The organism is Thalassobius vesicularis (genome assembly GCF_004799325.1).
GTDB classification, from domain to species: Bacteria; Pseudomonadota; Alphaproteobacteria; order Rhodobacterales; family Rhodobacteraceae; genus Thalassobius; species Thalassobius vesicularis.
Genome location: NZ_SSMD01000004.1, coordinates 359,296 through 371,827, shown reverse-complemented (window position 1 = coordinate 371,827; position 12,532 = coordinate 359,296). Strand labels below are relative to the sequence as shown.

13 protein-coding genes are annotated in these 12,532 nt (G+C 65.4%); 6 read left to right on the top strand and 7 right to left on the bottom strand.

Features of this window, described 5'->3' with window-relative positions:
- Position 1: 1 nt before the first annotated feature.
- Both E7681_RS10730 and E7681_RS10725 read left to right on the top strand, forming a co-directional pair.
- A complete protein-coding gene (locus E7681_RS10730) occupies positions 2-574 on the top strand; it encodes a peroxidase-related enzyme (protein WP_136339281.1) in 573 nt (190 codons plus the stop codon).
- Positions 574-1,506 carry an OmpA family protein gene (locus E7681_RS10725; RefSeq protein ID WP_136339280.1) on the top strand — a complete coding sequence of 311 codons (933 nt, stop codon included), beginning with the start codon at positions 574-576 and terminating at the stop codon, positions 1,504-1,506. Before E7681_RS10730 ends, E7681_RS10725 begins: the two co-directional genes overlap by 1 nt.
- A 25-nt stretch (positions 1,507-1,531) precedes the next feature.
- Here the strand turns inward: E7681_RS10725 and E7681_RS10720 are convergent, their stop codons facing one another.
- Together E7681_RS10720 and E7681_RS10715 are read right to left on the bottom strand one after the other, a co-directional pair.
- On the bottom strand, positions 1,532-2,110 hold the full coding sequence (locus tag E7681_RS10720) for a LysE family translocator (protein WP_136339279.1): 579 nt from the start codon (positions 2,108-2,110) through the stop codon (positions 1,532-1,534).
- Between the two features lie 71 nt (positions 2,111-2,181).
- Complete coding sequence (locus E7681_RS10715) at positions 2,182-3,438, bottom strand: glycerate kinase type-2 family protein (protein WP_136339278.1); 1,257 nt, start codon at positions 3,436-3,438, stop codon at positions 2,182-2,184.
- A 326-nt stretch (positions 3,439-3,764) separates the two neighbouring features.
- Between E7681_RS10715 and E7681_RS10710 the strand changes: the two genes are divergently transcribed.
- Entirely contained in the window at positions 3,765-5,162 is a 1,398-nt protein-coding gene (locus E7681_RS10710; RefSeq protein WP_136339360.1) for an aminotransferase family protein, read from the top strand.
- A gap of 83 nt (positions 5,163-5,245) precedes the next feature.
- On the opposite strand, the gene E7681_RS10705 is transcribed toward E7681_RS10710, so the two are convergent.
- Positions 5,246-6,130, bottom strand: coding sequence for a ketopantoate reductase family protein (locus E7681_RS10705; protein WP_136339277.1), 885 nt, complete (start codon positions 6,128-6,130; stop codon positions 5,246-5,248).
- 97 nt (positions 6,131-6,227) lie between these two features.
- Between E7681_RS10705 and pdxR the strand changes: the two genes are divergently transcribed.
- The 3 genes from pdxR to E7681_RS10690 all read left to right on the top strand — a co-directional run bounded on the left by pdxR (position 6,228) and on the right by E7681_RS10690 (position 9,816).
- Positions 6,228-7,694: a MocR-like pyridoxine biosynthesis transcription factor PdxR gene (gene pdxR / locus E7681_RS10700; RefSeq protein ID WP_136339276.1), complete on the top strand. Its 1,467-nt coding sequence runs from the start codon at positions 6,228-6,230 to the stop codon at positions 7,692-7,694.
- Positions 7,695-7,807: 113 nt separating this feature from the next.
- Complete coding sequence (locus E7681_RS10695; RefSeq protein ID WP_246032462.1) at positions 7,808-8,758, top strand: phosphate acyltransferase; 951 nt, start codon at positions 7,808-7,810, stop codon at positions 8,756-8,758.
- Positions 8,755-9,816 carry an acetate/propionate family kinase gene (locus E7681_RS10690; protein WP_136339275.1) on the top strand — a complete coding sequence of 354 codons (1,062 nt, stop codon included), beginning with the start codon at positions 8,755-8,757 and terminating at the stop codon, positions 9,814-9,816. Before E7681_RS10695 ends, E7681_RS10690 begins: the two co-directional genes overlap by 4 nt.
- A gap of 33 nt (positions 9,817-9,849) precedes the next feature.
- Here the strand turns inward: E7681_RS10690 and E7681_RS10685 are convergent, their stop codons facing one another.
- The 4 genes from E7681_RS10685 to E7681_RS10670 are packed head-to-tail and all read right to left on the bottom strand — an operon-like array spanning position 9,850 to position 12,515.
- The gene (locus E7681_RS10685; protein ID WP_136339274.1) at positions 9,850-10,497 is read right to left on the bottom strand and encodes a DUF1523 family protein; all 648 of its coding nucleotides are present in this window, start codon (positions 10,495-10,497) and stop codon (positions 9,850-9,852) included.
- 12 nt (positions 10,498-10,509) lie between these two features.
- Entirely contained in the window at positions 10,510-10,776 is a 267-nt protein-coding gene (locus E7681_RS10680) for a hypothetical protein (protein WP_136339273.1), read from the bottom strand.
- Positions 10,777-10,785: 9 nt separating this feature from the next.
- The gene (locus tag E7681_RS10675; RefSeq protein WP_136339272.1) at positions 10,786-12,177 is read right to left on the bottom strand and encodes a DUF6638 family protein; all 1,392 of its coding nucleotides are present in this window, start codon (positions 12,175-12,177) and stop codon (positions 10,786-10,788) included.
- Positions 12,174-12,515, bottom strand: a complete 342-nt coding sequence (locus tag E7681_RS10670) for a hypothetical protein (RefSeq protein WP_136339271.1) — start codon at positions 12,513-12,515, stop codon at positions 12,174-12,176. The genes E7681_RS10675 and E7681_RS10670 overlap by 4 nt, the downstream gene beginning before the upstream one ends.
- Between the last annotated feature and the right edge of the window lie 17 nt (positions 12,516-12,532).

Genomic DNA, 12,532 nt, shown 5'->3' with positions numbered 1-12,532 from the left:
GATGAGCACCCCCGAGCGCCCCATTGCGCTGAACCTGCCGCCGCTGGACCCGCTGCCCGAGGCAACCGCCAAGTATTTCCGCATCTGTCAGGAAAAGCTGGGCCTGATCCCCAACGTGCTGATGGCCCACGCCTTTGACATCGAAAAGCTGAACGCCTTCACCGCGCTTTATAACGACCTGATGCTGGGCGACAGCGGCCTGACCAAGCTGGAGCGCGAGATGATCGCGGTCACGGTGTCCTCGGAAAACAAGTGCTTCTACTGCCTGACCGCCCACGGCGCCGCCGTGCGCGAGATCTCGGGCGATCCGATCCTGGGCGAGGCGCTGGTGATGAACTACCGCGTTGCTGATCTGACCCCGAAACAGCGCGCCATGCTGGATTTCGCCGTGCAGATGACCAAGGCCAGCGCCACGATCGAGGAAGCCGACCGTCAGGCCCTGCGCGATGCCGGTTGGACCGACCGCGACATCTGGGACATCGCCAACACGGCGGCGTTCTACAATATGACCAACCGCGTGGCCTCGGCCCTGGATATGCGTCCGAACCGGGAATACCACGCTCAGGCCCGGTGATGCTGCGCGCGCTCGCCCTGTGCTGTGCCGCCCTGTCCCTGTCCGGGACGGCCCATGCGCTGACGCTGGAACTGCCTGCCTCTGCCAAGCCGCTGGCCGATCTGTCCAGCGCGGCCGACAGCTATGCCCTGCCGCTGGGATCGTTTGCCGATGGCGCGGTGCCCGTTCAGGACCTGGAGGGCGCCGTCACCCGCCAAAGCTGGCTGATCGGCGCGCAGGGGCTGACCTCGCTGCAGATTTTCGGGCCGTTGCGCCAGCAGCTCGAGGATGACGGCTACGAGATCCTGTTCGAATGCGGCGATGATGCCTGCGGCGGGTTCGATTTCCGCTTTGGCACCTTCATCTTGCCCGCCCCCGACATGCATGTGGACCTGACCGATTTCCGGTTCCTTTCAGCCCGCAACGGAGACAAGGATCACCTGTCGCTGCTGGTCAGCCGCACCGACAACGCCGGCTTCGTCCAGCTGATCCGCGTAACGACCGAGGCGATGGAACCCGCCAAGATGTCCACCATGACGGGCACAGCGCGGCTGGCCCCGGCGGCCGCCCAAGGCAAACCGCTGGGCGAAAGCCTGTCGACCCTGGGCCATGCCGTCCTACACGATCTGACGTTCGAGACTGGCTCCTCCTCGCTGGGTGAGGGGCCGTTCGCCTCGCTTCAGGCGCTGTCGGCGTTCCTGCTGGCCGATCCGTCCCGCCGCGTGGCGCTGGTCGGCCACACCGATGCCGTCGGCGCGCTGGAGGGCAACGTCGCCCTGTCCAAACGCCGCGCCGCCTCTGTTCTGGAACGGCTGGTCAGCATCTACGGCGTCCCCCGCGCCCAGATGGAGGCCGAGGGCATGGGCTATCTCTCCCCCATCGCGCCCAACCAGACGGAAACCGGTCGCGAGGCCAACCGCCGCGTCGAAGTGGTGCTGCTGAACACCCAATGACCGGCTGGGCGAAAGCCCCGCCCCCTCAGCCCAGCAGCATCCACACCGCCACCCCGGCCAGAATCGCCCCGAACAGCTGGTTCGCCCCGCCTCTAGCCGCGAACAGCCGCCCGATCCGGTCGCCCAGCAGGGTCCATGCCGAAAACGCCACCAGATTGTTCAGGGTAAAGACGCTGGCGATCAGCAGCACCGCGCCCCAGCCCGCCGCCTCGCCCAGGAATTGCGAGAACATCAGCGCGATGATGACATAGGCCTTGGGGTTCAACAGCAACAGTAGCGCCCCATCGCCAAACCCCGCCGGTCGCGCCTGCCCCTGCGCCGCCCCTCCGGCCCGCGCCAGCCCCCAGGCCAGCCACAGCACATAGCCCGCCCCGGCCCATCGCAGCACCAGCATCGCCTGCGGCACCGCCGCCAACAGACTGGCAAAGCCCAGCCCGATCGCCACCGTCACCACCCACGTCGCCACATGATACCCGACCGAGGCCGGCAGCGTCGCCCGAAACCCGAAGCGCGCCCCGTTGGCGGCAAAGAACATGTTGCCGGGGCCGGGGCTATAGGCCAGCGGCAGCAGGAAAAGCAGCAAAGCGGGAACGATCTGGATCATGGGGCACCTCTGGTCACGGGACCACACTGCCCTTGGCTGCGCGCCAGGGCGATCCGATTGGTGCGCAAAGCTCAGCGGATCAGGATCGCCCGGAAATCGTTCACATTGGTGCCGGTCGGGCCGGGTGCGAACAGCCCGTCGATGGCGTTGAACGCGGTCCAGGCATCATTGCCCGCCAAGGCCTGCGCCGGGTCCACCCCGGCCCGCCGCATCTGCGCGGCACTGGTCCCGTCAGCAAAGGCACCCGCGTTATCCTCGGACCCGTCGATGCCATCCGTGTCGGCGGCCAGCGCGGTGATGCCCGTGACCCCGTCAATCTCCAGCACCAGCGACAGCAGGAATTCACTGTTGCGCCCGCCCTTTCCTTTGCCGCGCAGGGTCACCGTGGTTTCGCCCCCAGACAAGATCACCACCGGCTTGGCAAAGGGTCGATTGCGCAAGGCCACCTCGCGCGCCATCGCGGCATGCACCTTGGCCACCTCGCGCGCCTCGCCCTCGATCGCATCGGACAGGATCGCGGCAGATATACCCGCCGCCTCTGCCACCTCGGCCGCCGCCTCCAGAGATTTCGCGGCCGAGGCGATGACATGCACCTCATTGCGGGCAAAACGCGGGTCATCCGGGGATGGCGCATCCTCGGGCGCATCTCGCAGGAAATCGGCAATACGCTCTGGCAGGGCAATTCCGTAATCGCGCACGGCCGCCAGCGCCTCGGCCCTGCCCACACGGTCAGGCACGGTCGGCCCGCTGGCCACCTGCGCCGGATCATCGCCGGGCACGTCCGAGACGATCAGACTGATCACTCGCGCCGGAGACGCCGCCGCCGCCAGACGCCCGCCCTTGATCCGGCTGACCTGCTTGCGCACCGCGTTCATCGCCCCGATCGGCGCCCCGCTGGCCAATAGCGCGCGGTTCAGCGCCACCTCGTCCTCCAGCGCCAACCCTTCGGCCGGGGCCGCCAACAGGGCCGAACCACCGCCACAAACCAGCGCCACCACCAGATCGTCAGGGCCAAGCCCGCGCACCGCCTCGAACAGCGCCTGAGACGCGGCCAACCCCGCCTCGTCCGGCACCGGATGCGCTGCTTCCAGCACGCGCACATGGCGACACGGACAGGCATAGCCGTAACGGGTCACCACAACCCCTTCGACCGGATCGCCCCACAGCTCCTCGAACGCGGCGGCCAGTTGCGCCGCCCCCTTGCCCGCGCCAACCACCACGACACGCCCCTTGGGCCGCGCTGGCAGTTGCACCGCCAGCGCCTGCTTCGGATCCGCCGCCCGGATCGCCGCCTCGAACAACGATGTCAGAAAATCTCGCTCTGCCATGGCTCCCCCTTTTCCTCTATCCGACCGCCCCCTGCCCGAAACCGCAAGCCCAATTCGCAAGCCAGCGCCGACTCTGCCTTCGGGACGCCTCCGGCGGGGGAGTATTTTTCATCAGAAAGAAGGCCAATTCTGCTTCTTTCTGATCCTAAATACTCATGGCCCAGCGGCCGCGGCCGCGATGACGAGTCTTTGGGATCGCCACATCTGGACTTATCAACGTGCCACACTGGACCTATTCAACAGGCCCCTTGCGGGTGTGTAATGCCGGTAGCAGTCCACGCCGGTTTCAGCGTGGCATTATTCTTTTCTGACGGAGCCCGAAGATGATGGATGGCACTCTCGACAACGATATTCGCGCCGTGGTGGACGCTGACCGCGCCCATGTCTGGCATCACCTGACCCAGCACAAGCCGTTCGAGACCGGCGATCCGCGTATCATCATCGAAGGCAAAGGGATGCGCGTTTGGGATCAGAACGGCAAGGAATACCTGGACGCTGTCTCGGGCGGGGTGTGGACTGTGAACGTCGGCTACGGGCGTGCGCAGATTGCCGATGCGGTGCGCGATCAGCTGATGAAACTGTGCTATTTCGCGCAGTCGGCGGGCTCGATCCCCGGGTCGATCTTTGCCCAGAAGCTGATCGAGAAGATGCCGGGGATGAGCCGGGTCTACTATACCAACTCGGGCTCTGAGGCGAACGAGAAGGCGTTCAAGATGATCCGCCAGATCGCGCACAAGAAATACGGCGGCACCAAGCACAAGATCCTGTACCGCGACCGCGATTACCACGGTGGCACTCTGGCCGCGATGTCGGCGGGTGGGCAGGACGAGCGCAACATGCAGTACGGCCCCTTCGCGCCGGGCTTTGTGCGTGTGCCGCATTGCCTGGAGTATCGCAAGGAAGAGCTGGGCCTGGGCCATCTGTCGGGTCGTGAGTTCGGCATTGCTGCCGCGAACCTGATCGAAGAGGTCATTCTGCGCGAAGGCCCCGACACCATCGGCGGGCTGTGTCTGGAGCCGGTCACCGCGGGTGGCGGCGTCATCACCCCGCCCGAGGGCTATTGGGAGCGCGTGCAGGAGATCTGCAAGCAATACAACATCCTGCTGCATATCGACGAGGTGGTCTGCGGCATCGGGCGGACCGGCTCGCAATGGTTCGGGTATCAGCATTACGGCATCAAGCCGGATTTCGTGACGATGGCGAAGGGTGTGGCCTCGGGCTATGCGGCGATCGCGATCTGTGTGACCACCGAAGAGGTGTTCGAGATGTTCAAATCCGATCCCTCGGACAAGCTGGACCATTTCCGCGATATCTCGACCTTTGGCGGTTGCGTGGCCGGACCGGCGGCGGCGCTGGAGAACATGAAGATCATCGAGGACGAGGGTCTGCTGGAGAACTGCACCGCCATGGGCGCGCGGCTGATGGGCAACCTCCGCGCGCTGATGGAGAAGCATGCGGTGATCGGTGACGTGCGCGGGATCGGCCTGTTCCAGGGCGCCGAGCTGGTGAAGGATCGCACCACGAAAGAGCCGGTGGACGAGAAGGACATGGCGGCCGTGGTTGCGGCCTGTGGCGCGGCGGGGCTGATCATCGGGGCGTCCAACCGCTCGATCCCCGGGCGGAACAACGTGCTGTGTTTCTCGCCGGCGCTGATCGTGACGGCGGATGATATCGACTTCATCACCAACACGGTGGACGCGGCGCTGACGAAGGTGTTCGGGTAAGGGGGCGCTGCCCCCCGGCCTGCGGCCTCCCCCCGGGATATTTGGAAAAAGAAGAAGGGCTGGGGAGTTTTCCCGGCCCTTTTTTACTGCATCTCGGCCAGCTTGGTCAGCAGGGTCAGGGTGCGGTTGATCGGCACGTCGATGCCGTGGCGCGCGGCGCGGCGCAGGATTTCGCCGTTGAGGAAGTCGATTTCCGTGGGGCGGCCGCGCATCACGTCCTGCGCGGTCGAGGAATATTGCGCGGGCATCCAGCCGGGGACGTTGCGGATTGTTTGCAGGGTGCCTTCGGGGAGGGTGACGCCCTCGGCCCGGGCGACGGCGAGGCATTCGGCGGTGATATCCTCGATCAGTTGGGGAAGTCCGTCGACGGCGTAGAAGGTGCCGTAGGGCATGCGCGCGATGGCCGAGATCGCGTTGTAGGCGCAGTTGATCAGCAATTTGCCCCACAACAGGCCCATGACGTTAGCCGACACCTCGGTCTGGATTTGCGCGGCGTTCAGGGTTTCGGCGGCGCGTGTGGCATCGGGGCCGCCGATGGCCAGCTCGCCGCGCCCTTCGTGGCGCACGACGCCCGGGGCGACCATTGCGCTGGCCATGTAGACGACGGCGGCGATGGCCTTGTGATCCGTGGCGTGCTCCAGCGTTTCGGGGTTCGAAATGCCGTTTTGCAGGCTCAGCAGCAGGGTGTCATCGCCAAGGTACGGGGCGATCTGGGCGCCTGCAGCGGCGGTGTCGCCGGATTTGACGCAGAACAGCACCATCTGGGCCCCGGTGATTGCAGAGGGGTCGGTGCTGGCCTGCACCGCGCAGACATGGCGCGCGCCGGCTTTCTCCAGGATCAGGCCGTTGGCCGAGACCGCCTCGACCAATGCGGGGCGTCCGATCAGGGTGACCTGGTGCCCCGCCAGCGCCAGCATCGCGCCGTAGTAGCACCCGACCGCACCCGCGCCCATCACTGCAATCTTCATCTGCGCCTCCTGTCGTTACCGACCAACCTGCCCGATCCGCCGCCCGATGTCATCAGACCAGATTGTTTCGCGGATAAGTCCAGACTAAGCTGATCGCATGAGCATTCCGGCGGAAACCTTTTTCCTGGACCCGCAGTCGCAGGGCACCTTTCAGGCGCAGATCCAGCAGATGATCGCGCAAGGCATCCTGTCCGGCCGGTTCGCGCGCGGGGAAAAGCTGCCCTCGTCCCGCAAGCTGGCCCTGCACCTGGGCGTCAGCCGGATCACCGTGACCCTGGCCTATACCGAGCTGGTCGCCAGCGACTATCTGTCGTCGCGGGGGCGCTCGGGGTATTTCGTGTCGGACACGGCGCCCGAGCCGCCCGCCGATCCGCCGCAAGTGGCCCCGTCCGAGGCGGTGGATTGGGCGCGCGCCATCGGTCAGCGCTTCACCGGCGGGGTCGTGCCCGAGCGCCCGCAGGACTGGTCTCGCTACCGGTATCCGTTCATCTACGGGCAGACGGACCCGGCGCTGTTCGACCATGCGAACTGGCGGCTATGTGCGCTCAAGGCGTTGGGGCAAAAGGATTTTACCGCCCTCACCACCGACTATTACGACAAGGACGACCCCAAGCTGATCGAGTTCATCCTGCGCCACAGCCTGCCCCGGCGCGGGATCATTGCGCGGCCCGATCAGGTGCTGCTGACGCTGGGCGCGCAGAATGCGTTGTGGCTGGCCGCGCAGGTGCTGCTGACCCAGCGGCGCGTCGCCGTGGTCGAAAACCCCTGCTACAGCGCGCTGCGGGATATCCTGACGCAATCGCGCTGTCACATGGCCCCGGTCAGCGTCGATTCCAACGGCTTGCCGCCGCAGGACATCCCGCAGGCGGACGTGATTTTCACCACTCCGTCGCACCAATGTCCGACCGCCGCGACCATGCCGCTGGACCGCCGCCGCGCGTTGCTGCGCCGGGCACGAGAGATGGACGCGCTGATCGTCGAGGATGACTACGAGTTCGAGATGTCGTTCCTCTCGCCGCCATCGCCAGCCCTGAAATCGCTGGATGCGGACGGGCGGGTGATCTATGTCGGCAGCTTCTCCAAGTCGCTGTTTCCGGGGTTGCGGCTGGGTTATCTGGTCGGCTCCGAACCCTTCATCCGCGAGGCCCGCGCCCTGCGTGCCAGCGTGCTGCGCCACCCGCCGGGGCATGTGCAGCGCACCGCCGCCTATTTCCTGTCGCTGGGCCATTACGACGCGCAAATCCGCAAGATGGGCAAGGTGCTGGCCGACCGTCGTCGCGTGATGGAGGCCGCGATCCGCCAGCATGGCCTGACCATCGCGGGCAGCGGCGCGTTTGGCGGCTCGTCCTTCTGGATGCGCGCGCCCGATCACGTGGACACGCAGGCTTTGACCGCCGCCCTGATGCAGCGCGACGTGCTGATCGAGCCGGGGCGGCACTTCTTTTCCGCCCCCAATCCGCCCGCGAATTTCTACCGTCTGGCCTATTCCTCGATCCCGGCCGAGCGGATCCCCGAAGGCATCGCGCGCATCGCCCAGGCGATCGCCGCCCTGCCCGCCCCGTAGGCGGACAAAAATGCCGCAGCGCGGCGACCGCAACGGAAGGTATGGCCCCCCGACACGGCTCTGTTACGCTGCCCAGCGATGCAAAGGCTGCCCCGCAGCGAAAGGTAAGTACGATGCAAATGTCGGTTCGTGACCCGTTTCCGTTTCTGTCCCCCGTCACCGCGCAGGCCCCGCAGCGCCTGCTGAATCAGGCGCATGACCTGCCCAAACCGCGCGTCGCGCTGGTCAACGCGGGCTCTGTCAACGCGTTGGAGGGGATCCGCGAAGCCGCCGATCTGGGGCTGGCCAAGCCGGTGCTGATCGGCGACGTCGACAAGATCAAGGCCACCGCCGACGAGATCGAGTGGGACATCACCGGCATCCCCCTGATCGAGGCCCCCCACGTAACCGCCGCCCCCAAGGCCGCCGAACTGGCCCGCAACGGCGAGGTGCAGGCGATCATGAAGGGGCAGATCCACACCTCGACCTTCCTCAAGGGGTTGCTGCCGGTCTCGGCTGGCCTGCGTGAACCCGGCACCCGCTGCGGCCACGTGTTTCACATCACCGCGCCCGGTTCGGACCGGCCGTTGCTGATGACCGACGGCGCGCTGAACGTCGATCCGGATGTCGAGACCCGCAAGGAATGCCTGCGCCACGCCGTAAAACTGGCGCATCAGTTGGGCATCAAGGACCCGAAATGCGGGATTCTGTCCGCGACCGAGGACCCGATCCCCTCGCTGCCGAACTCGGTCGAAGCGCGCCAGATCGCCGAGTGGGCCAAGGACGCCCTGCCCCATTGCGTCGTGACCGGCCCGATGGCGATGGACCTGATCCTGTCGAAAGAGGCCGCCATCGCCAAGGGCTTTGACTCGCCCGTCTGTGGCGATGCGGACATCATCCTCAGCCCCAACATCACCACCGCCAACGCCGTGTTCAAGCTGATGGTGCTGGGCATGGGCTGCTGCGCCGCCGGTCTGGTGCTGGGGGCCAAGGTACCGATCCTGCTGACCTCGCGCGCGCAAGCGGCCCCGGCGCGCATCGCCTCGGCCGCGTTGGGCGTGATCGCGGCGGGGGCACCGGAATGATCCTGGTCGTCAATGCTGGCTCCAGCTCGATCAAGGTCGAGCTGTTCGACGAACACCTGACCGCGATCCTGCAAGGCAAGGTGACCGAGATCGGCGGCAAGGCCCGCATCAAGCTGGGCACGCTGGACCAGCCCGCCTTTGCCCCCGACCACAAGGCCGCGTTCAAGACGATCCTGCAGGCGCTGGCCGCTCAGGGCCACCCGGCCGAGGCGCTGACCGGCGCCGCCCACCGCATCGTCCACGGCGGAGAATTGCACGACCCGGTGCGCCTGACCGACGCCGTGATGACGCAGATCGAGGGGTATAACCCCTTGGCACCGCTGCACAATCCGCACAACCTGTCGGCCATCCGCGCGCTGGCCGCGCTGGTGCCGGACCTGCCGCAATATGCCAGCTTCGACACCGCCTTTCACGCTGGCAACGCGCCCCTCGTAACCACCTACGCCATCCCGCAATCCGAGCGGGACAAGGGCATCCGCCGCTACGGGTTCCACGGGCTGTCCTATGCCTCGCTGGTCGAGGCGCTGGGGCCCTCCCTGCCGCGCCGCCTGCTGGCGCTGCATCTGGGCAACGGCTCATCGCTGTGCGCGATTGTCGATGGCAAATCCGTCGCCAGTTCGATGGGTTATTCCCCGGTCGAGGGGCTGGTCATGGGCACCCGTCCCGGTGCCTTCGACAGCATGGCCGTGCTGCGACTGGCGCAGGATTACGGCATCGACGCCACCATCAAGATGCTGAACAAGGACTGCGGGTTGAAGGGTCTGGGCGGCACCAATGACATGGTGCAACTGCTGGCCACCGACGCCCCCGAGGCGCATTTCGCGATCGAGCATTACTGCTATTGGGCGGCGCGAGAGGCAGGCTCGGCCATCGTTGCAATGGGGGGCATCGACGCCATCGCCTTTACCGGCGGGATCGGTGAGAATGCGGAACCCATACGCACCCGTATCCTACAGCATCTGGCATTCCTGGGGGATCTGCCCGTGCATGTCGTTCCGGCGGACGAAGAGCGTCAGATCGCCCGCGATGCGCTGAACCTGATCGCCGCGGGGCGCTAAGCGAAAGGCCGGGCGAACCGCCCGGCCCTTGCCTCATTTCTTGGATTTCCAGCTGTCCAGCCAGCGCCGCACCCGGCCGCGTTTTTCCGCGATCCGGTCGCCCGCGGCGTCCCAGCCGTCCTCGATATCCTCCAGCACCGGGTCGATCCGCGCCTGACGGAAGCGGATCCAGCGCACGCGCACGGCCCAGATCAGCGCAAAGAACAGCGTCAGGATCAGGATGTTCAGCCACGGAATAATCGTCGCATCAGGCCCGTCCACCCGCTTGATCGCCACCGCGTTGGGGAAGACCGTCCAGTATTCGTTGCGCCAGCCGTAATGGGTGATCGCGTACCACTCGGGGTTTTCCTTGGTGGATTTCGCGTCATTCGCCTCGGTGTACAGGTTGGCCGTGTCGAACTTGAAATAGGGCGGCCAGTGCCAGCCGGTATCCTCGTTGCGATAGACCTTGGCCTTGCCCTCGGGGGTGACCGCCTGAATGAACTGCACATCGCGGTTGATCAGGTTGGCCGACTGGTCGTCCGGCGTCGCCCAGAAGATGCGGGTCCAGTCGCCCAGTTCCTCGCGTTCTTCGTAGGTGTTGACGATGCGCACGATGTCGTGTTGCGGCAGCGTGTAGTGAAAGAACGCCCCGACGATCAGCCAGATCGTGATCCAGAACGTCCATTTGACATAGACCATTCGCGGCCCTCCTTAGTAGATGTTCACCATGTAGATGATCGCCAGAACGATCACCACCGGGATGATGTAGACCAGCCAGATCAGCTTGCGCCGGAACGAGTTTTCGTACTCGTCCAGCCCGTCCTCGACGAAATCCTCGCGGTCGCCCTTCTTGACCTCTTCGTCCCATTCGCGTTCCAGCTTGTCGCGCCGGACCGAGCGGGAATAGAGCGACACGCCCACATAGATAATGGTCAGGATGACAAATCCAATGATCACCAGGCGCAGCAGTCCGAACATTGCTCCCTCCTATCCGCCCCAGGGGCCCTTGATTTTCTTTGGTTGCGCCCGGCGCACCGCGCCCCACGGACCGACCTGATCCAGCAGGTCCCGCTTTGGCGCGGGCGGAGGCGGCGGCGGCGCGGGTTCTGCCATCGGCGCATCATGCCCGAACAGCGCCCGACGCGCGCCCGCTTTGTCCGCCTGATACTCGCGTTCCAGGAAATCGGCCACATAGGATTTCTTGGTCTCGGACCAGCCGGCATAAAGCCTGTAGAACAGCTCTTTGTGGCAGATGAACAGCTGCCGCACGTCCTTGGGCGACAGCTCGGCCAGCAGCATGTTCACCAGGTCCGCATCCGGGTGATCGGCCGCCCGCAGCGTGTAGAAATAGGCTGGGTGATCGCTGCCGATGCGGGGCCATTCGCCCTCGTCCTCGGCCCAGCGCACCAGCGCCTGTAGCCCGTGAAACTCTGCCGGCAGGGCATCCGCATGGGCCCGCGCCAGCGCCCGGATATCGCGCCGCGTGGCCCCCGTCAGGTCGATGCCGCGATCCTGCGCCACGTCCACGACGATGAAGTCCATCTTCTGCCGCAGGATCGCCCCCGCATCGATGCCCCGCGCCTTGACGATGGGTTCGGCCAGGCGGTTCAGCTCCAGGAAATGGGCGATCTGGTTGCGGTCGGCAAAGTCGAACACGTGCTTCATCGCGATATCCCGCAGCGCCGTTTTGTCCTGCGCGATCACCGCCGGATGCGGAACCGAGCGGAACAGGTACACCCCGCCGAAATGCGCCGTCCAATAGTTGTCCTGCGTGAACTCCATCTGTTTCAGCCGCACCGGGTTGCGCGTCACGTCGCCCGTGCGTTTGGCCAGCCCGATCATGTCCGCGATCAGCACGTCGTCGAACCAGGCGTCGTCCTCCTCCATGAAGCGGTCGACCATCTTGCCCAGCTTTTCGGCGTCCTTGACCGTGCCCGCCGTCGTATCCGCCTCGATCTTGATCTTGCGAATGTCCAGCAGCCGCGCCGGATCGGCCACCGAATAGACCGAGTTCAACAGCTCCCCCGCCACCGCATCCCGCGCCGTCAGGGCGAACAGCTGCGCCTCGTTCTCCTCGATGAACTGGCGCAGAATGCTGCGCGACATCGAGAACTTGGCATTCAACAAAGGCGCCGTCTTCTGCGCGGTACTCAGCAGGATGAACTGCCGGTTACACCCCCCCTGATTGAGGTAGAGCATATCCCCCAGCTCGTCCCCCACCTCGGGCGAGTAGCCGCTGATGTCGATGTGAAAATCCGTCAGCTGCGTCCGCTTGCCCGTCAGATGGATCAACGCCCGGTTATACCGCTCGACCAGCGCAGGCGAGGACACATGGATCAGGTTCCCGAACATCAGGCCTTTTTCGATGAGGCGTTTCATTGGCTGGCCTCCCGTGCTCTTTTTCGGTCATTCAGACCATTCCAGACAGGGCCGAAAATCATCAAAACCACCAGCGAGAAGGGTAAGCCAAGTCCAGTCATCCACAGGCGCGTGACGGGGCCAACCGCAAACCCGCTGTCGTAATGCCCGCCACCAAAGGCCGCGTAACACAGCAGCACGATCACCGAAAAGGCGACCGCCACACCCCAGTAATTCGACCCCGCGAAACCGGCTTCGGGGTGCCGGCCCCACGCGCGATTGATGTACCAGGCAAGGAAGATCAAACCAAAGAAGGTGTTCAAAACGAAATACCCGGTGGCATAGCTCAGCAACAGCATCTTGCCCTCCCAGCAGA